Source organism: Arcobacter suis CECT 7833 (assembly GCF_003544815.1).
Lineage (GTDB): Bacteria > Campylobacterota > Campylobacteria > Campylobacterales > Arcobacteraceae > Aliarcobacter > Aliarcobacter suis.
In genome coordinates, this window is sequence record NZ_CP032100.1 from 2,077,867 (window position 1) to 2,101,010 (window position 23,144).

21 protein-coding genes and 1 pseudogene are annotated in these 23,144 nt (G+C 26.3%); all 22 read right to left on the reverse strand.

What is annotated here, in order from left to right; translation table 11 throughout:
* Positions 1-13: 13 nt before the first annotated feature.
* The 22 genes and pseudogenes from ASUIS_RS10685 to ASUIS_RS10790 all read right to left on the reverse strand — a co-directional run bounded on the left by ASUIS_RS10685 (position 14) and on the right by ASUIS_RS10790 (position 23,144).
* Positions 14-601: an acyltransferase gene (locus ASUIS_RS10685; protein ID WP_118887106.1), complete on the reverse strand. Its 588-nt coding sequence runs from the start codon at positions 599-601 to the stop codon at positions 14-16.
* Positions 588-1,100, reverse strand: a complete 513-nt coding sequence (locus ASUIS_RS10690) for an acyltransferase (protein ID WP_118887107.1) — start codon at positions 1,098-1,100, stop codon at positions 588-590. Before ASUIS_RS10690 ends, ASUIS_RS10685 begins: the two co-directional genes overlap by 14 nt.
* Positions 1,100-1,495, reverse strand: a complete 396-nt coding sequence (locus ASUIS_RS10695) for a sugar 3,4-ketoisomerase (protein ID WP_118887108.1) — start codon at positions 1,493-1,495, stop codon at positions 1,100-1,102. Before ASUIS_RS10695 ends, ASUIS_RS10690 begins: the two co-directional genes overlap by 1 nt.
* Positions 1,492-2,528, reverse strand: a pseudogene (rfbB, locus tag ASUIS_RS10700) (dTDP-glucose 4,6-dehydratase). The gene ASUIS_RS10695 and the pseudogene rfbB overlap by 4 nt, the downstream one beginning before the upstream one ends.
* Entirely contained in the window at positions 2,529-3,407 is an 879-nt protein-coding gene (gene rfbD, locus ASUIS_RS10705; RefSeq protein ID WP_118887037.1) for a dTDP-4-dehydrorhamnose reductase, read from the reverse strand. It abuts the pseudogene before it with no gap.
* Positions 3,400-3,975: a dTDP-4-dehydrorhamnose 3,5-epimerase gene (rfbC, locus tag ASUIS_RS10710; RefSeq protein ID WP_118887038.1), complete on the reverse strand. Its 576-nt coding sequence runs from the start codon at positions 3,973-3,975 to the stop codon at positions 3,400-3,402. Before rfbC ends, rfbD begins: the two co-directional genes overlap by 8 nt.
* 1 nt (position 3,976) lies before the next feature.
* Entirely contained in the window at positions 3,977-4,867 is an 891-nt protein-coding gene (gene rfbA, locus ASUIS_RS10715; RefSeq protein ID WP_118887039.1) for a glucose-1-phosphate thymidylyltransferase RfbA, read from the reverse strand.
* Entirely contained in the window at positions 4,868-5,848 is a 981-nt protein-coding gene (locus ASUIS_RS10720) for an O-antigen ligase family protein (protein ID WP_192941177.1), read from the reverse strand.
* A 184-nt stretch (positions 5,849-6,032) separates the two neighbouring features.
* A complete protein-coding gene (locus tag ASUIS_RS10725; RefSeq protein WP_118887110.1) occupies positions 6,033-7,013 on the reverse strand; it encodes a glycosyltransferase family 9 protein in 981 nt (326 codons plus the stop codon).
* A gap of 3 nt (positions 7,014-7,016) precedes the next feature.
* Positions 7,017-7,994, reverse strand: a complete 978-nt coding sequence (locus ASUIS_RS10730) for a glycosyltransferase (protein ID WP_118887111.1) — start codon at positions 7,992-7,994, stop codon at positions 7,017-7,019.
* Complete coding sequence (locus tag ASUIS_RS10735; protein ID WP_118887112.1) at positions 7,991-8,989, reverse strand: glycosyltransferase family protein; 999 nt, start codon at positions 8,987-8,989, stop codon at positions 7,991-7,993. The genes ASUIS_RS10730 and ASUIS_RS10735 overlap by 4 nt, the downstream gene beginning before the upstream one ends.
* Positions 8,986-10,074 (reverse strand): glycosyltransferase family 4 protein, encoded by a 1,089-nt coding sequence (locus ASUIS_RS10740; RefSeq protein WP_118887113.1) that lies wholly within the window; start codon positions 10,072-10,074, stop codon positions 8,986-8,988. The genes ASUIS_RS10735 and ASUIS_RS10740 overlap by 4 nt, the downstream gene beginning before the upstream one ends.
* A 3-nt stretch (positions 10,075-10,077) precedes the next feature.
* On the reverse strand, positions 10,078-11,346 hold the full coding sequence (locus tag ASUIS_RS10745) for a nucleotide sugar dehydrogenase (RefSeq protein ID WP_118887114.1): 1,269 nt from the start codon (positions 11,344-11,346) through the stop codon (positions 10,078-10,080).
* A 31-nt stretch (positions 11,347-11,377) separates the two neighbouring features.
* Positions 11,378-12,253 (reverse strand): ELM1/GtrOC1 family putative glycosyltransferase, encoded by an 876-nt coding sequence (locus ASUIS_RS10750; protein WP_118887115.1) that lies wholly within the window; start codon positions 12,251-12,253, stop codon positions 11,378-11,380.
* A complete protein-coding gene (locus ASUIS_RS10755) occupies positions 12,228-13,136 on the reverse strand; it encodes a lipid A biosynthesis lauroyl acyltransferase (RefSeq protein ID WP_192894493.1) in 909 nt (302 codons plus the stop codon). The genes ASUIS_RS10750 and ASUIS_RS10755 overlap by 26 nt, the downstream gene beginning before the upstream one ends.
* Before the next feature lie 2 nt (positions 13,137-13,138).
* Positions 13,139-14,605 (reverse strand): Ppx/GppA phosphatase family protein, encoded by a 1,467-nt coding sequence (locus tag ASUIS_RS10760; protein WP_118887117.1) that lies wholly within the window; start codon positions 14,603-14,605, stop codon positions 13,139-13,141.
* The gene (locus ASUIS_RS10765) at positions 14,605-14,859 is read right to left on the reverse strand and encodes a YfhL family 4Fe-4S dicluster ferredoxin (protein ID WP_118887118.1); all 255 of its coding nucleotides are present in this window, start codon (positions 14,857-14,859) and stop codon (positions 14,605-14,607) included. The genes ASUIS_RS10760 and ASUIS_RS10765 overlap by 1 nt, the downstream gene beginning before the upstream one ends.
* A 43-nt stretch (positions 14,860-14,902) precedes the next feature.
* Positions 14,903-15,655 (reverse strand): inositol monophosphatase family protein, encoded by a 753-nt coding sequence (locus tag ASUIS_RS10770; RefSeq protein ID WP_118887119.1) that lies wholly within the window; start codon positions 15,653-15,655, stop codon positions 14,903-14,905.
* 3 nt (positions 15,656-15,658) lie between these two features.
* Positions 15,659-17,035 (reverse strand): glutamate synthase subunit beta, encoded by a 1,377-nt coding sequence (locus ASUIS_RS10775; protein WP_118887120.1) that lies wholly within the window; start codon positions 17,033-17,035, stop codon positions 15,659-15,661.
* 4 nt (positions 17,036-17,039) lie between these two features.
* The gene (gltB, locus tag ASUIS_RS10780) at positions 17,040-21,476 is read right to left on the reverse strand and encodes a glutamate synthase large subunit (RefSeq protein WP_118887121.1); all 4,437 of its coding nucleotides are present in this window, start codon (positions 21,474-21,476) and stop codon (positions 17,040-17,042) included.
* A gap of 206 nt (positions 21,477-21,682) precedes the next feature.
* Positions 21,683-22,375, reverse strand: coding sequence for a glycerophosphodiester phosphodiesterase family protein (locus ASUIS_RS10785; RefSeq protein WP_118887122.1), 693 nt, complete (start codon positions 22,373-22,375; stop codon positions 21,683-21,685).
* Entirely contained in the window at positions 22,362-23,144 is a 783-nt protein-coding gene (locus ASUIS_RS10790; protein ID WP_118887123.1) for an EI24 domain-containing protein, read from the reverse strand. The genes ASUIS_RS10785 and ASUIS_RS10790 overlap by 14 nt, the downstream gene beginning before the upstream one ends.

The window sequence follows — 23,144 nt, forward strand, 5'->3', positions numbered from 1 at the left end:
GATTGAACCTACCTTAATTAATATGTTTTATGAATTCTGCAGGTATACCACCTGCAACCACATTATTCTGAATATTTTTTGTAACTATTGAACCATTTGAAATTACAGCATTATTTCCAATAGAAACACCTTTTAAAATTTTAACATTGGATCCAATAAAAACATTTTCTCCTATAAAAACTTTTTTTGTACTAGGTTTACCACTAATCCTTTTATCAATTGAAATATTATGAAAATCACTATCATATATTTCACAATTAGTACCTATTAATGTATTCTTAGAAATAGTAATACCTTCCCCTTCACTAATCAAAACAATATTATTATTTATAATTACATTATCACCGATAATTATTTTGGAATTTTTATTTCTTGATTCAATATAACCATAACCACTGTATAAAAATGGAGATAGAGAGCATCCAATTATGACCTTATCACTAAAAATAATTTCTCCTTTTCCATTTAATTGACAAGGTTGAATAAATTTTGCTTTTCCTTTAACATTATCACAAGTTGATAGGATATAATACTTAAGAAACCTAGGCAACTTAAATATAATATATATAAATCTTTTCTTTAAACTATTAATTATTTTCATTACAATTCTCACAAATTAATTTATTATCACATTTTTGTCCACATTTACAAACATACCCTTTGTGTTTTGCTGGATTTCCATACCATAGTTCTTGATTTCCTACATCCTTCGTTACAACACTTCCTGCTCCAATCATTGCATATTCATTTATTGTAATTCCACATACAATAGTGCTATTTGCACCTATTGAAGCTGATCTTTTTATAGTTGTTTTTAAAAAAGAATTTGGATATTGTTTACTTCTTGGTAAGAAATCATTTGTAAAAGTTACATTTGGTCCAATAAATACATTATCTTCTAAAAATATTCCATCCCAGATTTGTACACCACTTTTTATTGTTACATTATTTCCAATAATTACATCATTTTCTATAAGAACTTGTGCATTTATATTACAATTACTACCGATTTCTGCATTTTTTAATACTACACAAAACTGCCAAATATTTGTATTTTCTCCCACATTCTGCGTCTGTACATCTGCTAGCTTATGAATCATTATTTTACAACTTCTAAAAATTTATCATAATTAGTTATATAATCACTTACATCATAATAATCATCAGATAAAACCATAAGTACGCAATCTAAACTAAAATCATGCATACTTCCCCAAATAAGAGCATCTTGAAAAAGTCCTAGATTTGGTTTATTTAAATCAAACGTCTCTTTTTCTTTTCCATTATCTAATGTAACTTTACAACTACCATTTACAGCTATCAAAAACTGTTTTGTTTTATAATGAGAATGATTTCCCCTTGGAATTCCGTCTAGTGTTCCATAAATATAAAAAACTCTTTTTACATCAAATGGTATTTGTCTATTTGCTTCAAGAGCTACAAGCTGACCTCTATGGTCTCCTAATACTTTGAATTCTTCTAATTTTGTTATCATCCATTCATTCCATACTTATTCAAATACCACTCAATAGTCTTCACAATCCCACTATCAAAATTCTCATCAGCTTTCCAACCTAGCTCATTTTCTAATTTTGTTGCATCTATTGCATATCTTCTATCATGTCCTGCTCTATCTTCTACAAAGGTGATTAATTCTTTATAAGAAGAATTATCAGCTTTTGGAACTTCTTTATCTAAGATAGTACAAATAGTATTAACTATTTGAAGATTTGTTCTTTCATTTCGTCCACCAATATTATATGTTTCTCCAGTAATTCCTGCGTGGAACACTATATCTATACCTTTACAATGGTCAAGTACATATAACCAATCTCTTATATTTTTCCCATCACCATAGATTGGAATATTTTGATTTGATAAAGCTTTTCTTATAATTGTAGGGATTAGTTTTTCATCATGTTGTTTTGGTCCATAATTATTTGAGCAGTTTGTAATTACTGTATTCATTCCATAAGTTTCATTATATGCTCTTATTATCATATCACTTGATGCTTTAGAAGCTGAATATGGTGAGTTTGGTGCGTATGGAGTATTTTCAGTAAATAAATCATTTGGATCAAGACTTAGTGTTCCATAAACTTCATCAGTTGAGATATGATGAAATCTATAGTTTTATAATTTGATTTATATTCAAATGGTTTATTCATCCAGTATTTATACGCTACATCTATTAAAGTAAAAGTCCCATTTACATTTGTTTGGACAAATACACCTGGATTTTTAATTGAGTTATCCACATGAGATTCAGCTGCGAAATGAATTACACCAGAAATATCATATTCAGAAAAAATAAATTCTACTAATTCTCTATTACAGATATCACCTTTTATAAATTTATATCTTGGATTATTTTCACACTCTGTTAGATTTTCTAAATTTCCTGCATAAGTTAAAAGGTCAAGATTAATTAAATTATAATCTGGATATTTATCTAAGAAATAAGGTACAAAGTTTGAACCTATAAATCCGGCTGTTCCTGTTAGTAATATATTCTTATTTTGCTGCATTTATTTTCTTTCTCCCATTATTTTTAAACACTCATCTAAGCTATCTTTCCAATATGGAATTTCTATATTAAATGTTGATTTTATTTTTGATTTATTCAACAATGAAAAATGTGGTCTCTTTGCAGGTGTTGGATACTGAAATGTTTCTATTGGGTTTATTTTACAATTCAATTTTGCCATTCTCATTATCTCTTTTGCAAAATCATACCAAGATAATACTCCCTCATTTGAGTAGTTGTAAATCTCTACTTTTTCATTAGTTATTCGAGGAATTATATCTAAAATAGTTTTTGCCAAATCTTTTGCATAAGTTGGAGTTCCAACTTGATCAAAAATTACACCTAAAGACTCTTTTTCACGTCCTAGTCTTAGCATTGTTTTTACAAAGTTATTTCCAAAGCTTGAGTAAACCCAAGAAGTTCTAATTATAATTGAATTCTTTGGATTAATATCTCTCATTTCATTTTCACCATCAAGTTTTGTTTTCCCATAAATTCCTTGTGGGTTTGTTTGAAACTCTTCAATATAAGGTTTAAAATTTTTACCATCAAATACATAATCAGTTGAAATATGAATGAGTTTAATATTTAACTCTTTAGATACAAGTGCTAATTTTTTTACTGCTTTTCTATTTATTAAATCTGCGTTTATTTCATCTGACTCTGCAATATCAACTGCAGTATATGCTGCACAATTTATAATAACATTTATATTATTTATTTGGCAAAATTTCTTGATACTCTCTTTAGAAGTAATATTTATATTATTTCTATCCGTGAAAAAGAAATTATAAGAATAGTTTGAAGATATTACTTTTATTTCACTCCCTAGTTGTCCGTTTGTTCCTGTTACCAAAATATTGTAATCTATATTAAGCATAATAATTTACTCCAAACTCAAATAAATCATTAGTTTCATTTAGTTTTGGTTGTTTTGTATCTTTTTCTGAAAGTTTTAATTCTTCTTTTTTTATTATCCAATCAATATTTAAACTTTTATCATCAAAAGCTATTCCCCTATCACACTCAGGACTATAATAATTATCAACTTTATATGCAAATATTGTATCATCTTCAAGAACTACAAATCCATGAGCAAATCCTCTTGGAACTAACATTTGTTTTTTATTATCTGCACTTAATTCAACGGCTACATATTGACCAAATGTTGGAGAATTTTTTCTTATATCAACGGCTACATCTAAAACTCTTCCTTGAATAACACGCACAAGTTTTGTTTGAGCATAGGGAGAAAGTTGATAGTGAAGACCTCGTAAAACTCCTTTTGAAGATTTTGACTCATTATCTTGACAAAAATTTATTTTATATCCTAAAAACTCTTCTAATTTATCAGCACGAAAAGTCTCTATAAAATATCCTCTTGAATCTCCATGTACTTTTGGTTCAATTATTACCACATCATAAATTTTTGTTCTTGAAAACTGCATATTACATTACTCTTCTTGGTTGATTTGCTCTTGCTACTAGATATTGACCATATTGATTTTTTTTCAATGGTTCTGCAAGTTCTAATAACTTTTCTTTTGAAATATATCCCATTTCATAAGCTATTTCTTCTAAACATGCAACTTTTAAAGATTGCCTATTTTCTATTGTTTGAATAAATTGACTAGCTTCTAATAAACTTTCATGAGTTCCTGTATCAAGCCAAGCATAGCCTCTTCCCATTAATTCTACTTTTAATCTATTTTCATTCAAGTAATCTTGATTTAAAGTTGTAATTTCAAGTTCTCCTCGATGGCTTGGTTTTACATTCTTTGCTTTTTTAACTACATCAGCTGGATAGAAATACAATCCTACAACTGCATAATTTGATTTTGGTTCGTGAGGTTTTTCTTCTATACTTATTACATCCCCATTATCATTAAACTCTGCAACACCATATCTTTCTGGATCTTTTACGTAATATCCAAATACTGTTGCTTTATTCTCTTCTTTCACATTTTTTACGCTCTGAGCAAGAAGTTTAGTTAATCCATGACCATAAAAAATATTATCACCTAAAACTAAACAAGCATCATCACCATTTAAAAACTCTTCACCTAAAATAAATGCTTGTGCTAATCCATCTGGACTTGGTTGCACTACATAAGAAAATTTCATTCCTAAATCTTCTCCACTACCTAAAAGTTCTTCAAATCTTGGTAAATCATTTGGTGTTGAAATTATTAGTACTTCTTTTATTCCTGCTAGCATTAAAACAGAAAGTGGATAATAAATCATTGGTTTATCATAAATTGGCACGAGTTGTTTTGAAACACCTTTTGTAATTGGATAAAGCCTTGTTCCACTTCCTCCGGCTAAGATTATACCTTTCATTTAGTTTTCCCCTTTTAAATTAATTTTGTCACTATAAATATAAAACATTAAAATTGTAAAAAATGATAAATATATTTTACCTGTAAAAATATCTTGATCAAAAAAACTAATAACTATTAAATATATCAAAACACAGAATGCACTAGAATTTTTATAATAGTTAATTTCTTTTAATATATTTATAAAAAAATAAGTAAAACTGAAAAGTCCAAAAATTCCTAAATATAATAGTATCTCAAGAATACTATTGTGAACATTAGCATAATCTTTCAGCCCTATTATAGACCAAGTGTCAAGTCCCCATCCGAAAATTGGTTTTTGTTGAATCAAATTAAGAGTATATAGCCAAATTTTATCTCTATTTGAAGAATTACCATTTAATAATAAATCTAATCTATTTTGTAAAGAATCAACATAAGCAAAAGCTATACCAATAACTAAAAATATACTGATAACATACAAAATATGAGTAATTTTGATACTTTTTAAATTAATAAAAAAATAAAAAAATAAAGATAAAAAAAGAGCTACCCAAACAGCTCTTGAATAAGAGAACAAAGTACAAAATATAAAAATAAAGCCCAATAAAATCACAATAAAATTTATTTTATTAGACTTTTTTATTTTTATAGAAAATACACATAATAAAACTCCTAATCCTACTATTAATGCAAAAATATTCCTGTTAAAAGTAAAACCTGTTAATCCTTCTTCTAGATTTCCTAAATTATGTTTAAAAAAATCATATCCTAGAATACTTTGATACAAGCCATCAAAAGATTGAACACTTAATGAAAATAGTAAAAATATGTATAATATCTTTTTTGTAAAAATTTCTTTTGAATAAAAATATAAAAGTATTATAAACATGAGTACATATCTATAAATATAAGCAAATTGAATTTTCCAAGAATCAATATTTACATCATTGATTATATTTGATATAGCCATACTAATCAAAATAATTAGAAATGAATACAATATACCTTTATATCTTAATATTAAATCTTTAAAATATAAAAAATCCCTATGCTTTATTAGATAAATTAAAAAAAACAATATCAATAAAATTGTAGATGCTTGATAAATTGAATTTTTAAATGGTATAGAAATAATCCAAATTAAAAATATAAAATTAAATATATTCTTCCAACTTAGTAATATACTAATCATTCAATATCTCTTTAACTTTATTTAAAACCATATCTACTTTTATACTAGACATACATTCCATATTTGTAGGACATTTTGTTTTATAGCAAGGATGACATTTTATATTTTCATTTGGTTTTAAAAAGTCATGTTTCCCCATATATGGCATAAACTTAACACAATGTTTAATATCTGTTGAACCAAAAATAGTTATTGTATTAGTACCAACTCCTGCTGCTATATGAGAAGGTCCACTATCATTTCCAATATACAAATCAACCTCAGCTAATAAATTTTTTAACTGAGTTAAATTTGTATTATTAACAAAAGAAATAATTTCATCTTTTGAAAATTGATTTAATATCAAATTAGAATCTTCTACTTCTAAATTACTTCCTATAAGAATTACTTGATAATTATTGCTAACTAATTCTTTTATTAACCCAAGATAATTTTGAACACCCCATTTTTTACTAATCCATCTTTCACTTGTTCCAATAGAAATTGCTATATGTTTTTTAACATTTTTATTTTTTAGAAAAATATCTTCACCAACTGGTAGTTTTATATATTCTTTTGTATTATTAAAGTAAGTATCTATTGTATCTTGTGGAATAAAAGTTGTTGCTTCAATAATTTCTTTTATTGTTTTTGATTTTGCTTTTAATCCAAATATTTTATGTGTAAAAGAGTGTGATTTATTAACAATTAAATTCTTTTTTAAAAACATATTTATGTAGTGAGATGGCTTATTCCCTTGTAAATTAATAACTATGTCATATTTATTATTTTTCAATTTTTGTATACTAGAAAATACACTTTTATGTAAAATGTATTCATCAAAATAATTACTATCTTGATATAATCCTTTTCCTACACTCGTAGTTAAAAAAGATATTTTTGAATCTTTATAAAAATATCTTATTGCTCTAAAAGTTGGTTCTAAAGTAACCAAATCACCAAGAGATGAAAATCTAATAATTAATATGTTCATGGATTAACTTCTCTCTATTTTATTATCTATTTTAGAGATAAAATTCTCAAAATCAATTTTTGTTTTATCATAAATCTCTAAAAATTTTTTATATCCATTTTCTGCTGTACTTTCTAATAAATCTGGATTATTTATTAAATTTATTAAATTTTCAGATAAAGTTGAAGCATTTCTATCACATGTGATTAAATCGTTTTCATCAAAAAGCTCAAAGATTGCTTCACTATACATAGTTACTATAGTTTTTTTAGATGCAACAGCTTGATAAAGTTTATTTGGAATTACACTTTTTGCTTTTTTACTATCTCCAAATATACCTAAAATTATATCGTGCTCTCTAATTTCTTGAGCTAGTTTATTTTCATCAATAAATTTACCATCCATTTGAACATTTTTTAATTCTAATTTTTCATATAAATTTTTCATTTTTGAATAAATTTGACCTGTTCCTATAATTTTTGCTTCAAAATCAACACCTGCTTTTTCCATCAAACTAAATGCTTCTAAAATTATATCTATTCCATGTAATGGTATAAAAGAACCATAAAAAAGTATTTTTATTTTTTTATTTTTAAGTTCTTTATCTAAAGGATAATATATTTGTTTATCTGCTAAAACAGGAAATACAAATAATTCTCCTTTATATTTTCCAAATAAACTTTCCCAATATTTAAAATGAGTATAAGTATCACTTAACAGATATTTAGAAAATTTAAAATTAAACCAATCTTGGAAAAATTTCCACCATGCCCTTGGATTTTTTACTGTAATTTTTTTTCTATCATAAACGTAAGTATCAAAATTTGATATAAAAAAATCATTTATTATTCTATCTCTTTTTAAAAAATTCTTAAAAAATTGATTCTTTGAAAATGGTAATAGAATATAAATATTATTTTTAAGTTTTAAATCTTTTGTAAACTGTTTAATTATATTAAATCTTGAATAATCTTTATTCTGTCTGAATATATATTTTATCATTTGTACCACTCATATGTTTTTAAATCTTTTAAATCATTATTATCTAAACTAAGTATATATTTAGCAACTCTTTTTGAATTAAATAAATCATGTACCCTTTTTCTTAACCACATAGATTTTGCAATCCTCTCTTCTTCATTATTCATAAAATAATTAATTTTTGAAACTAATTCTTCATAAGATTCATAATATTCCAATTTATCTTCAAAAAAATCTTCTCCATTAATTATTTTAGTGCTTAAAGAGAAAGAGCCATTTCCTAAAATATGAAAAAGTCTATCTGAAGTGTACCATTCATATTTAAGAGTAAAATCTCTATTATGATTTATACATATTTTAGAATTTGCCAATATTTTTAAATATTCTTCACCAATTAAAACTGATTGTTTATTATGTCCAACAAATTTTAAATTAATATTATTACTTATATTTTTTTCTAAATAATTAATAAGGGATTCTCTTTCTTTATCATGCCTTCCTGTAAATAAAACATCATTTTCATATTTTTTATTTTCATAAGCACGATATTTTTCAATATTTTCATCAACTAAATTTGGAAGAAAGAATGCATTTTCATTATATTTTTTTATATCAGAAATAAAATCTCCTCCAGCTGTTGTTAATATAAAATCAAAATAATGGGCAATACTTTTAAAATGATTTTGTAGAGGAATATCGTTATACCAAAAAATCATTCTAATATTTTTCTTTTTAATATATTCAAAAGTCTCTTCTAATATAAGTTCAGCATGTCCAAAAATTATAAGTTCAGGAGAAATATCATCAACAAGTGTTCTAAAAAATTCATTCATTTTTTTTTGCCCATTTTTTTTATTTCTAAAAAAAGACATATACCTTGAAGTATCTCTATAATCAAAATTATGTACAAAATGATTATTCTGAATCAAACCTTGTGAAATTTTTATAGGATTTGCATATAAAGCACCACCTGTTTTTGTTATTATGTTAAAGGGAGCACAATGTATAATTCTCATTTTAATAAATCCTCATAAACTTTTATCGTTTTCATTACCATGTTTCCCAAAGAAAAATTAGTAGAAATATAATCATATCCATCAAATTTTAAAGTTCTTGCTTTTAAAATATTGTCTGCCAGCTCTTTATCATTGCCCACTTCAAAGAAAAAGCCATTAACATTCTCTATTATTATATCTTTTACACCACCATGATTTGTAGCAATTGCAGGTTTATTCATACAAATAGCTTCAGCAACTGCCCTTCCAAAACTCTCTGGTTTTTTTGAACTACTAATTACCACATCACTTAAAGCATAAATTTGCTCAATTTTACTTTGGCTTCCTGTGAAAATAATATTCTCTTCTAAATTTAGTTCTTTTATTAAATTTTTTAAAGAGTTTAAATAATCCTCTTTATCACTTCTTACACCACCAACAATTAAACCAATTATATTTGGAATCTCTTTTTTTACAAGTAAAATAGCTTTTATAAAAGTTTCATAATCTTTTAATTGAGTTACTCTTCCCACACTTGAAACTACAAATTTATCTCCTAAATCAAACTCTTTTTTGAAATTTTCTATAAAAGTTTCATCAATTTTTTTTGGATTAAAAAGCTCTAAATCTATTCCTCTTGGAATCACTGTAATTTTATTTTCACTTGTTTGATAATGTTTTTGAATATACTCTTTTATGCTATTACTAACACAAATTACAGCATCTGATTTTTGCATAATTGAGCTATAAAATCCAACACTATTAAAACCATGAACAGTGCTAACTACTTTTATATTTGATTTTTTATTTGCAAAATAAACAAGCCATGCAGGAACTCTACTTCGTACATGAATAATATCTGGATTTATTTCTTTTAAAATCTTCTTCAAAGCATTTACTCTTGAAAATGCTGTAAAAATATTTTTACTACAAACATCAAATTTTATGTGATTTCCACCATCAAGATTTATTTGATTTTCAAGTTTTCCACCATCACTTATCACAAAAGACTCTATTCCTTTTTTTACAAACTCACGGTTTAGTTCAACAACACCTCGTTCAACTCCACCTTCATTTAATTCAGGAATAACTTGTACAATTTTCATATATTATAATTTCCAAGAAGGTTCAGGAACAATTCCTTTTACATCTATTATAATTTTCTCACCATTTATTATATTGTCATACTCTTTTTGACTTAACGATTTAAATTTATCATGTCCAACTGCCACAAGAATCGAATCATATTTTTTTGAATTTTCAAATGGATTTTCTACGAAGTTATAGTTATAATAACCCTTATCTTTTTCATCGATCCAAGGTTCATATACATCTATATTTGCACCATAATCTTTTAATTCTTCGATTATATCTACTACTTTTGTATTTCTTATATCTGGGCAATTCTCTTTAAAAGTTAATCCCATAATTAAAATATTTGAATCTTTTATTAATTTTCCAGATTTAATCATAAGTTTGATAGTTTTTTCAGCTATATATTTACCCATTCCATTATTTATCTGTCTAGCACCTAAAATTAGGTTTGGTTTATATCCTAACTCTTCTGCTTTATGTGTTAAATAATATGGATCTACACCAATACAGTGTCCACCAACTAATCCTGGTTTTAATTTAATAAAATTCCATTTAGTTGCAGCTGCTTCTATTACATCATTTGTATTTATATTCATCGTATCAAAAATTAATGCTAATTCATTTATTAAAGCAATGTTTACATCTCTTTGAGTATTTTCTATTACTTTTGCAGCTTCTGCAACTTTTATTGAGCTAGCTTTATGAGTTCCTGCTGTTATTATTGATTTATAAAGTTCATCAACAACTGTTGCAATTGTAGGATTTGAACCAGAAGTTATTTTAAGAATCTTTGTAACAGTATGTTCTTTATCACCGGGATTAATTCTCTCAGGAGAATATCCACAAAAGAAATCTTTATTAAAAATCATTCCAGATTCACGTTCTAGTTCTGGTACACAAATTTCTTCCGTAACACCTGGATATACTGTAGATTCATAAATTACAATATCCTCTTTTTTTAGAACTTTTCCAATAGTTTGAGAAGATTTAATTAAAGGAGTTAAATCAGGTCTATTTGATGAATCAATAGGAGTTGGAACTGTAACGATATAGATATTACAATCTTTTATATCATCCATATTTGTACTGTAAATCATTCCATTAGATATTGATTCTTTTACTTCATCATCTGTTAATTCTAAAGTTCTGTCATAACCACTTCTTAATTCATTAACTCTTGGTTCATTTATATCAAAACCTACAACTTTATATTTTTTACTAAATGCATGAGCTAATGGAAGTCCTACATATCCAAGTCCGATGATACATATTTTTTTATTCAACTTTTTTCCTTTAATTATGATTCTTTTTCTTTTAAATTTTTATTTTTTTTAATAATTTCGCAAAATTTAATTTTTCATCCATATCATTTATTATAGATGCTAATTTATGATATTTTGTATTCTCTTTTTTTGATTCTAACTCAATAATATTAATTTTTGCATCACTATTTGCTCTTACTTCGCTAAGCATTGAAGTCGAATCAATAGTTATAAAAAACTCATCACAAATAGCTATAAAATCACCTATTGGATTTATATTAGGTTCTCGTGAATAGATTAATTTATAATCAAATCCATATTCATCAATCAAAGATTCAATATCAAAAGAAGTTCTTCTTGATGTTGTAATATATTTTAAATATTCAGGATATTTCTCAAAAATCTCATCTAATTTATCTTTTATTAGATAATAATTCATCGAAAAAACACCATTATCTCCACCAATTATTATAGCTAAGGATTTTTTATCATCGTCTTTTTTTAGATAACCTTTTGGGCTTGGATATGATAAATTTAAAGGAATAGCTATTAAATTATCTAATAAAACTGGATGATCATGCTCTTGTGCAACTATATAATAAAAATTTGAATATTTATAAGATTTGGGAAGCATTAAAGCTATCGATTTTTTATTATATTTTTGAGCAATTAATTTATTAAAATAATAAGTTCCAGAACCTGTACTTATAATTGCATCATAAAATTCTGGATAATACTTTTTATGCTCTTCAAAAAGTGAATCTGTAAAAAAGTTGAACCTATCTAAGATATATGATAAAATTTTATAAAATTTTGATTTGAATTTAACTTCTAAAATATCATAACTAATATTTTTGATTTTACAAAAAGCTATTGATTGATTTAAATGACCTGGTTTCCCATCACTTATTATTAAAATTCTTTTCATATATCTCTTTATAATGACTTTTAAACCTTTTATGAGGCCAAAACCATTGTTTTTTATCTTCTTTTATTATAGCAGATATTGCATTAGCTTCCAATTGAGAAATTATTTTTATATCATCTTTTTCATTATCTGTTTTAACTGGAATAATTGGTTCGTAAATTTTTATTTTATATTTATAATTCTCTTGATTAAAAATAGCAAGAGGAACAATATACGCATCAAATTTTCTAGCAAGAGAGGCACTTGAAGAAGTTTGATAAGCTTTTTTACCTAAAAACTCAACTTCTTCACCATCTTTTGAATTTATATTTTGATCAATTAATAAAGAAACTGCTTCTTTTTTCATCATAGCTTTTACTAATTTTTTCAAAGCTCCCGTTTTAAAGATAATTTTACTTCCAGAAGCTTCCCTTGCTTTTATTATAAATTCATCTATTTCTTCAAAGTTTGATTCTCTTGCTACTTGATGTAAAGGTATTACAAATTTATTTATATAACAACTTAACATTTCAATATTTCCATAATGAGCAGAAATTAAAATAATTGGTTTATTCTCTTTTCTTAAATTCTCAAGTATATGAGCATTTTCTATTTGAACTGTTTGTTTAAGTTCTTCATCTGTAACATCTAAATTCTCAATAAGTGATTGAACCCATAAAATCATATTAAAATAAGAATATTTTTGTATCTCTTTTATTTGTGAATCTGATAAAGAGTTATCAAAAATAAAATTTAAATTTGTTTTTATTATTTCATTTGTTTTTTTAGCAAACAAATATCCACAAGTAGCTACAAATTTAAAAAAAGTTCTTCTTAAAAATCTTGGCATTTTTCTTAGTATAAAAACAACTACTAAAAAAAGTTTATACACTATTTTTTTCATCATCATATCTTTATATTTAAATCTTCTGGACTTTCTAATTTTTCAATATTTGATTCAATCAAAAATGATTTATTTAATAATGTTATTTGTAAAGTATCATCGTTTAATACATACTCAACTTTTGGTCTTGATAAATCTTGATTTATCGCAATATTTAAAGAAATCATAAAAGACATCCATTGCATAACTCCTAAAGATGGTAATAAATCTTCATATTTTAAAATATCATTTCTCGTAGGAAGTGCCTTTTTTGAGAATTTAATCGTATGAGCTACAACAACTCGTGAAGTATGTAAAAAATCATAATTTAAGCCATTTAAAATAAAATCAAAAGCATTATCATTTGATTTGTAAAAATTTAGTGTTGAACCAATAGAATGAAGTTTTGAAGAGATTACTAATAAACTTCTAAACTTATTATCTAAATTATGCATTGGTTTTAAAACATCAAATATTTTTTTAGCATTATTTCCTAAATAAGCACTTTGTTTTTCATCTATTTGAAATCTATCAAGTAAACTTCTAACACTTATATTAAAATTTTCTGGAAATTTATGATTTGAGTTTCTTAATAAATCAGTTAAATAAGCACCTTCTCTTACTCCAACTCCTGAAGTAACAACTTCATCTATTTTTAACTCTTCTAAAATAGTTTTAAAAATAAATGCACCCTCTTTTATCGTATCAAATCTATCTTTTTTTACACCAAAAGATTTTAAATCTTCATTGTTTTTAGCTCTTGATATTCTATCAAATAAACTAATTTCACTTTCAACTTTATACATATATCCATGTAAAATATCTAAAGGATATTGATTTTTTGCCATTACAATTTTTGATAAAGCTCTTATACTTCCACCAATTCCCACAACTTTTTTAGGAATTGTTATCTCTAAATCTAAAATTTTTTTTAAATTATCTAAAATATATTTTTTAGCACCATCAATATCATTTTTATTAAAATAAAGTTCTTTTATTCTAACTGTTCCAATATTTAAAGATATTGATTTTTCTACTTTTCCCTTATTTACAAAACAAAATTCAGTTGAACCACCACCAATATCAACAGTTACAAAAGTATCATCGTGAAGTAAATTTAAAGCTGCAACACCACCATAATAAGCCTCTTTTTCACCATCAATAACTTTTATATTTAATCCTAAATCTTTTCTAATTTTAGATATAAAAATATTTGAATTAGGAGCATCTCTAAGTGCTGATGTTGCAACACAGATAATTTTTCTTGATTTTAAAGCATTAGATATATTTAAAAAAGATTTTAAAGACTCATACGCTCTTTGCATAGGAATCTCTTGCAAATTTCCATCATTTTCATAGCAGCCTTCAGATATTTTCACCCTACTTTTTGTTTCATTTATTAAATTAAATGCAAACCTACTACTTTTTTGTAATACAACCATACGCATTGAGTTAGACCCAATGTCGATAATAGTTGTTACTTTAGACATTAATTTTCTTCTTCCATTAATTGTTCATACTTAAACTTTAACTCTTCCATTGTTTCTTGATTATCTGGATCAATTATAATACAGTCAACTGGACAAACTTCAATACATGAAGGTTCTTCATAATGCCCTACACACTCAGTACATCTATCAGAATCGATCACATAAATTGGATCACCTTCTTCGATAGCATAATTTGGACACTCTTCTCTACATGCATCACATGCAATACATTCATCAGTAATAATTAAAGACATATAATTTTTCCCTAGTATAATTTATTTATGGTGGAGTTATAACCTAAACTTCTTTAATAAATTCTTTAATTAAATCAAACTTTTGCTTATTTTTTGAGATGAGAAGGGATTTATCTGTTTTATAAATATATAAATCTTGACAAATATATAAAGAAGCCGCAATATCAAACTCTCGTATTTTTCCACAATACAATACAAAATCATAATTATCTGCATCACCTAAAGACAAAGCAACTGCACCTAAAGATCTAAATTTTATGTTATTTTTTGATAATTTATGACAAATTTCTGGATATTCATAAGCTCTTTCAAAAACTGAAATCTTAGTTTTATTTGTACTAATAGGAATAAAATTTTCATTTTTAATAAGTGATAAGTGCTTTATTTCATCATCGAATGCTCTGTATTTTATAATTGCAGATATTAAATTTGTGACAAAACCAGCTAGTGTTATTCCATTTTTCTGTAAAGCAATTGAAGTACCATAATAAGGTAATTTTGAATAAAAATTATTACTTCCATCCAAGGGATCAATAACAATTGTAAATTCTTTCTTTGTATTTAATAATCCACATTCTTCTGAATAAATATTCCCAAATTTTTCTAAATGTTTTATAAAAATATTTTCAGCAATTAAATCTATTTTTAAAGAATTATCTCCACCAAAACCAGTGATATTTGTGTATTCATAATCATTTAAAGATAGATTTTTATTTATGTAAGTATATAGTTCTTTATTTGCAAGTATTACAGCCTCTATAAAACTTTTTTTATACGAGGCTGTAAGATTATTCATTTATTATAATAACTCTTTTATGATAGCTTTAGCAGCTTCTCTTCCATCAACAGCAGCAGTAACAGCTAAGTGAGCGCCTCTTTGGCAATCTCCACCCGCATATACTTTTTTATTTGAAGTTTTGTATGAAGAATCAATTACAATTCCTCCCCATGAATTTGTTTCAACATTTAATTCTTTTAAAAATGCTGGAACTTCAGGAGAGAAACCTAATGCTAAAATAATTACATCAGCTTCTTCTAAATATTCACTTCCTTCAACTAATACAACTTTCTGTCTTCCACTAACATCTGCTTCACTCATAGAAGTTTCAAGTAATTCAACAGCAACTGCTAAATCTTTTTCAACTTTTATTGATTTTGGACTTACATTAAATACAAATTCAACACCTTCTTCTTTTGCATTTACAACTTCTTTTTTAGATCCTGGCATGTTTTTTTCATCTCTTCTATAAAGACATTTAACACTTTCAGCACCTTCTCTAACTGAAGTTCTCACGCAGTCCATAGCAGTATCTCCACCACCAATTACAACTACTTTTTTATCTTTTACATCAATGTAATTAACATTTTTATTTCCAAGATTTCTTTTTTGAATTCCTGTTAAAAAATCAATAGCAAAGTGAACATTTGATGATTTTTCACCTTGGATTTTTACTGTATTGCTAGTAGTTGCTCCTATACCTAAAAATATTGCATCAAACTCTTTTTCAAGTTCAGAAATAGATTTATCTTTTCCTATCTCACAATTTGTATGTAATTTCATTCCAGCTTCTAATAACCAGTTAATTCTTCTATCAACAGTAGTTTTATCTAATTTAAATCCTGGAATTCCATACATTAAAAGTCCACCAGCACGATCTGCTCTTTCAAACATTTCAACATTAAAACCTTTTCTTAAAAGGAATGTTGCTGCCGAAATTCCAGCAGGTCCAGAACCAATAATTGCAACTCTTTTATCATTTTTATGGTCACTAAACTTAGGTTTCATTCCTTTTTCAAAAGCATCTTCTGAAATAAAAGTTTCAATCGCTCCAATAGAAATTGCACCATGACCTGTATTTAATGAACATGCACCTTCACATAAAACATCTTGAGGACAAATTCTTCCTAAAATTTCAGGGAAAGGAGAAGTTTGGTTTGATAATGCAAAAGCCATATCTGGGTTTTTAGTTGCAGTTTGTTTTAACCATGCAGGAATATAATTTCCTAAAGGACATCCTGTATGACAATATGGATCACCACATTGCATACATCTATCAGATTGTTCAACTGCTCTTTGTTTTCCAAATACTTGATATACCTCATTAAAATCTTTTAATCTTTGAAGTACATCTCTTTTTTCAGGATTAATTCTTTCAAATTTTGTAAAGTTTAACATATCTCTAATCTCCCTTGTCCGGATCCAGTGGCAACACTGTCATATTTTTAGGTTTTATCATCCAGAAATTTCTAATTTCTGCTCTAAAGTTTTGTAAGATATCTTCAGCCATTTCACTTTGCGTTTCATGTAAATAGTCTAATAATAATCTTTTTAAATATAATCTTTCTCTTTCAGTATCATCTGTATCAACTCTTACTGGTTCGATTAATTCTTGATTCATTTTATCAACAAAAGTTTTTTCAGGGTCATATACAAATGCTAATCCACCTGTCATACCTGCACCAAAATTAATTCCAGTATTTCCTAAAATAACAACTATTCCACCTGTCATATATTCGCAAGGATTATCTCCTGTACCTTCTACAACTGCGATTGCACCAGAGTTTCTTACAGCAAATCTTTCACCAACATTTGCTCTAATATACAGTTTTCCGCCAGTAGCTCCATATAAACATGTATTTCCAGCACCTGCGAAATCTTTTCCTTGATGAGCTGGATTTATAATGATTTTACCACCATTCATACCTTTTCCAACATAGTCATTTGCAGCTCCATCTAAATGTAAATTCATACCTTTTGATAAAAATGCTCCAAAAGATTGCCCAGCAATTCCATTTAAGTTGATAGAAATAGAATTTTCTGGTAAACCTTTATCTCCATAAAATCTTGCTATTTCTCCTGAAATTAATGCACCAAAAGATCTATTTAAGTTAGAAATTTCTGAACTTATTTTTATTGGAGAGTTTGGATTTTCTATAGTTCTGTGAACTTTTTTTAATAACTCTTTTTCAAATTTATTATCATCAAAAGGAGCATTTGTCTCTTTTTGACAAGTATCAATTCCATCAATTCTTCTTAAAATATTTTGGAAATCGAATTTTTGTGCAAATTTATCATCAATAACTTTTAGTAAATCAGATCTTCCTACAATTTCTTCAATTGTTTTATAACCTAAACTTGCAAGAATATTTCTAACATCTTCAGCTATAAATGTAAAATAAGAGATTAATCTTTCAACCGTTCCAGTAAAGTGATCTCTTAATGTTTCATCTTGAGTTGCAACTCCAACTGAACATTTATTTGTATGACAAATTCTTAAAATTTTACACCCAAGTAATGTTAAAGAAGCTGTTCCAAATGCATAAGATTCAGCTCCAAGCATTGCTGCTTTAACAACATCAAGACCAGTTTTTAATCCACCATCTGTTTGTACATGAACAAATTCTCTTAGTTTATTTGCTTTTAAAGCATTATGAGCTTCAGAAAGCCCCATTTCCCAAGGATTTCCAGCATGTTTGATTGAAGTTAAAGGAGCAGCTCCTGTTCCTCCATCTCCACCTGAAATAACAATTTTATCAGCATAAGCTTTAGCAACTCCAGCTGCAATTGTTCCAACACCAATTGAAGATACAAGTTTTACTGTAATTTTAGCTAATGGATTAATTTGTTTTAAATCAAAAATTAACTGAGCTAAATCTTCAATAGAATAAATATCATGGTGTGGTGGTGGTGAAATTAATGTAACACCTGGAACTGTATGTCTTAGTGTTGCAATTAAAGGAGTTACCTTATGACCTGGTAATTGACCACCTTCACCTGGTTTTGCACCTTGAGCTACTTTAATTTGTAACTCTTCTGCACTTCTTAAATATGCAGGAGTAACCCCAAATCTTCCAGAAGCAACTTGTTTAATTTTAGAGTTTCTGATAGTTCCAAATCTTTTTGAGTCTTCACCACCTTCACCAGAGTTACTCATACCACCAATAGTGTTCATTGCTATTGCCATTGCTTCATGAGCTTCAGGAGAAATAGATCCAAGTGACATAGCAGCAGATGCAAATCTTTTGAAAATAATCTCTTTAGATTCAACTTCACTAACATCAATAGGTTTTCTATCTGAATTAAATTCAAAGAAATCTCTAATGAATTTTTTATCTCTGTTTTTTACTAATTCTCTTAACCCATCAAAATCAGTTAAATCTTCTTTTTTTGTTGCATTTTTATTATGCATTGCTTTTGTTGTAGCTGGACCATAATCATGGTATTCACCACCATTACTATATTTATAAAATCCACCTAAATCTAAAGGGAAAATTGTATTTTCTTCTTTAAATGCATTATGGTGAGATTTATTAATTTTTTCTTCAATATCACTATAATCTAAACCAGCTAAATCACTATGCGCTCCAGTAAAACAGTCATTAACAATTTCATCGCTTAAACCAATAATATCAAATAAGCCTGAATTTCTATATGATGCAATTGTACAAATACCCATTTTTGACATGATTTTTAATAATCCAGCATTTACTGATTTTTGAGTATTTTTTAAATATTTTTGCATTTCATATTTAGTTGGTTTTTCTCTTTGGAAAAATGAAACTGTTGATGAGTACATCATATATGGATAAATAGCTGTACATCCGAATGCAACTAAAACAGCTGCCATATGTGGATCATAAACTTCACCTGTAATTACAACAATTGAAACACTATGTCTAATTTCTTCTTTTAATAATTTTTGATTAATATAACCAACAGCCATTGCAGCTGGAATTACTTTTTCATTTTCATTAAGAGTTCTATCATCTAAAATAACAACTGAAACTTTATCTTTTTTTACAGCTTTTACCACATAAGAAGCAAGTTTTTCTAAAGATGCTTTTAAATCTGATTTAAATGTTGTAGCAAATACTCTATTTTTATAATATGCATCATATCTTGGTGATTTTTCATCTCCAAAAGAGTATAAAACATCATATTTCTCTTTCATTAAAATAGGACTTGTTACTTTTAATCTTCTTGCATATTCAGGTTTTTCATCTAATACATTGTGTACTTGACCAAACCCTGTTTCCAAAGACATAACCACTTTTTCTCTATAAGGATCAATCGGTGGATTTGTAACTTGTGCAAATTTTTGTCTAAATAAATCTGTAAAGTTTCTGCTAACTTGTGAAAAACATGCTAATGGAGTATCATCGCCCATAGAACCAACCGGTTCTTTTCCTTCTTTTGCCATTGGCTCAATAACTTGATCTAATACTTCATATGTGATATTAAAGAATTTTTGTTTTTTTTCTAAGTTTTCTAATTTATAATCTTTTACATTTAAAAAAGTATCTTCAATATATTCTTGAATATAATCCATATCATCATTTAACCATTTTGAATAGTGTTGAGATGATTTTAAATAATTATTAATATCTTCTTCTTTTAATATTTTCCCATGTTTAAGGTCAAGTGCAATCATTTGTCCTGATTGTAATCTTCCTCTTTCTAAAATATTATCATCTTCGATTTCTAGTGTTCCATACTCAGATGTAATATATAATTTATCATCTTTTGTAATAACATATTTAGAAGGTCTTAATCCATTTCTGTCAATTAAACATCCAATATGTCTTCCATCTGTTAAAGAAACAGCAGCTGGTCCATCCCATGCTTCCATTGCAGTTGCAGTGTATTCATAAAATGCTCTTAAATTAGAATCCATATGTGGAGCATTTTGCCAAGGTGCAGGAATTAAAGATCTTGCAGCTTTAAAAAAGTCAACACCATTTGCTAATAAAAATTCAAACATATTGTCTAAAGAAGTAGAATCTGAACCAATATTTTGTAAAATTGGTAATAATCTTTTCATCTCTGCTTCAGAAAAAATTTCTGATTTTAATTGTTCTGATTTTACTTCTACATTAAATCTATTTGCTTCAACAGAGTTAATTTCACCATTATGAGCTATTGCTCTAAATGGTTGTGCTAATCTCCATAAAGGTAAAGTATTTGTTGAAAATCTTTGGTGAAATAAAGAAAACGATATTTTAAAATCTTCATCTCTTAAATCTATATAAAAATTTTTAATATGCGTAGGCATAATCAGCCCTTTATAGGCTATAACTTTTGACGAAAATGTTGGAATATAAAAATCTTTATCATCTATTAATTTGTGTTCACATTCTTTTCTTGTTAAATAAAGCATTGCATCAAATCTTTTTGATGACATTAGTGTATTTGGAACAACAAATACCTGTATAATTTGTGGTAAACTTTCTAAAGCTTGTTGTCCTAATGCGTTTGTATCAACAGGAACTGTTCTTGTAAGTACTACTTTTAAATCATTTATTCCACAGAATTCTGTGAAAACATCTATATTTTTTAAATCTCTTGTAAAAATCATAGCAACAGCATATATTTCTGGTAAATCAATACCTTTTTCTAAAGCTATTTTTCGCATAAAAGAGTCTGGCATTGATAATAATAAACCTGAACCATCTCCTGTTTTACCATCTGCTGCTACTGCACCTCTGTGCATCATTCTTTCGAGTGAAGTTATTGCATCTTCTAAATTTTTATGACTTGGTCGGTTTTTCATATCAGCTACTAAACCAAACCCGCAATTATCTTTAAAAGAAGTTAGTAAGTCTAAGTTGCACCCCATCATTTTCCTTTATATTAATCTTTTATATCCCTTGTAAAGTCCGATAATTTACTACAAAATTGTTTAAAATATGGTTAAATACCTAAAATACCGAATTCTTATACACTAAAATTATACTACACTATTTAGTTTTGAAATTTCAATTTTTGTATATTTTTTATATACTTATTATTTTTTATACAGTATTAAATATTTAAAATAAATTGTTAAAATTCAAAAATTACACTATCAACTTTTTTATTTACTTTTTTATACTTTTCTTTTGAATTAATCGTCCAAGAGATAATTGGTAAATTATTTTTTACACAAAAACTATAAATTGAACTATCTAATAATTTATAATCTAATGAAATAAAATCTGGTTTTGTTTTAAAATATTTATACAAAAAAAGAGTTTTATTATATTTTTGAAATTTTTTTGGATTAACTTCAAATATTAATCCTCTTTTTAAACTTGATTTATTTTTTTTAAACCAAGTTAAAATCTCTTTTTCAAAGGAACAAATAAAATATTCTCCCTTATAATTATTCAATAAATCACATAAAATATCTTCCAAAATTCCAACATTTTTATGTTTTTTAATTTCAATAATTAAAGGTATTTTTCCATCAATCAAAGCTAAAACTTCATCAAATAATGGAATATATTCATCGGTTTCATAAAGTTTTAACTTTTTCAAAAAAGCATAATCAAACTCTTCAATATTTCCATTTATATTACATAATCTATTTAAAGTTTCATCATGAAAAACAACTATTTGGTTATCTTTTGAAATAGTAATATCAAGTTCAATTCCATAACCTTTTTCAACTGCTTTTTGAAAAGCTAACATTGAATTTTCAGGGATTTCCATTCCTTTATGTAATCCTCGATGAGCTATTAATTTAGTTGTTTTCAATTTTATTTAACTCATCAAGTTTTACAAAATAAGCATGTCCTAAATAAATAATATAATAAACAGCTGTGAAAAGTGTGGCAAAAGGAATCATAGAAATAAAATATAAAAATAGAGTTCTTAGTCTAAAATTATTCCCCTCTTTTTCATAAATAATTTTATATTGTTCAGCACTTAAAATCGTAGAACTAACATCAAAATTTAGGAGTTTGTGGAAAAAATAATAAAGAGGCAATGCAAAAGCAATAATATTTAAAACAGGTACAAAATAAACTGGAATTAAAAGTATAATTAAAAGTATCATCATAAAAGCACTTTTTACTAAAACCCAAATAGAAGAAGTAATAGTTCCATAACCATTTAATTGTAAATGCAAATAATATTTTTTATGTAAAATTCCCAAAATCATTGGTGTTAAAAATCCAATTATAATAATTGTAAAAATAACAGAAGCCTGCAAAACAATCACTGTTCCAATAGTATAAAGTAAAAATCCAGCAATCCAAGATGTAAACGAATATTTAAATAAAAATACTATGAAGTAAGTCATCCAAACAAAATAAAAGGGAGCATTTTCATCAATAACTATTTCTTCTCCATTTTGTGAAGCTTGAGCAATTTCTTGTAAACTTGAGATTCCAAAATCTGCTGCTGCAAAAAATAACATATATAAAATAATCATTGATGTAATCAAAGGGATTAAGGCTATTTTTAGCATTGAACTTGAAAAAAAATCTTTTACACTTTTTAGTATAATTTCTACTTCATTCAT

Excerpts from the sequence above, each read along its gene's own strand:
- ASUIS_RS10685 (WP_118887106.1), bottom strand. The coding sequence starts at position 601 with ATGAAAATAATTAATAGTTTAAAGAAAAGATTTATATATATTATATTT.
- ASUIS_RS10690 (WP_118887107.1), bottom strand. The coding sequence starts at position 1,100 with ATGATTCATAAGCTAGCAGATGTACAGACGCAGAATGTGGGAGAAAAT.
- ASUIS_RS10695 (WP_118887108.1), bottom strand. The coding sequence starts at position 1,495 with ATGATAACAAAATTAGAAGAATTCAAAGTATTAGGAGACCATAGAGGT.
- rfbD (WP_118887037.1), bottom strand. The coding sequence starts at position 3,407 with ATGCTTAATATAGATTACAATATTTTGGTAACAGGAACAAACGGACAA.
- rfbC (WP_118887038.1), bottom strand. The coding sequence starts at position 3,975 with ATGCAGTTTTCAAGAACAAAAATTTATGATGTGGTAATAATTGAACCA.
- rfbA (WP_118887039.1), bottom strand. The coding sequence starts at position 4,867 with ATGAAAGGTATAATCTTAGCCGGAGGAAGTGGAACAAGGCTTTATCCA.
- ASUIS_RS10725 (WP_118887110.1), bottom strand. The coding sequence starts at position 7,013 with ATGAACATATTAATTATTAGATTTTCATCTCTTGGTGATTTGGTTACT.
- ASUIS_RS10730 (WP_118887111.1), bottom strand. The coding sequence starts at position 7,994 with ATGATAAAATATATATTCAGACAGAATAAAGATTATTCAAGATTTAAT.
- ASUIS_RS10735 (WP_118887112.1), bottom strand. The coding sequence starts at position 8,989 with ATGAGAATTATACATTGTGCTCCCTTTAACATAATAACAAAAACAGGT.
- ASUIS_RS10740 (WP_118887113.1), bottom strand. The coding sequence starts at position 10,074 with ATGAAAATTGTACAAGTTATTCCTGAATTAAATGAAGGTGGAGTTGAA.
- ASUIS_RS10750 (WP_118887115.1), bottom strand. The coding sequence starts at position 12,253 with ATGAAAAGAATTTTAATAATAAGTGATGGGAAACCAGGTCATTTAAAT.
- ASUIS_RS10755 (WP_192894493.1), bottom strand. The coding sequence starts at position 13,136 with ATGAAAAAAATAGTGTATAAACTTTTTTTAGTAGTTGTTTTTATACTA.
- ASUIS_RS10760 (WP_118887117.1), bottom strand. The coding sequence starts at position 14,605 with ATGTCTAAAGTAACAACTATTATCGACATTGGGTCTAACTCAATGCGT.
- ASUIS_RS10765 (WP_118887118.1), bottom strand. The coding sequence starts at position 14,859 with ATGTCTTTAATTATTACTGATGAATGTATTGCATGTGATGCATGTAGA.
- ASUIS_RS10770 (WP_118887119.1), bottom strand. The coding sequence starts at position 15,655 with ATGAATAATCTTACAGCCTCGTATAAAAAAAGTTTTATAGAGGCTGTA.
- ASUIS_RS10775 (WP_118887120.1), bottom strand. The coding sequence starts at position 17,035 with ATGTTAAACTTTACAAAATTTGAAAGAATTAATCCTGAAAAAAGAGAT.
- gltB (WP_118887121.1), bottom strand. The coding sequence starts at position 21,476 with ATGGGGTGCAACTTAGACTTACTAACTTCTTTTAAAGATAATTGCGGG.
- ASUIS_RS10790 (WP_118887123.1), bottom strand. The coding sequence starts at position 23,144 with ATGAATGAAGTAGAAATTATACTAAAAAGTGTAAAAGATTTTTTTTCA.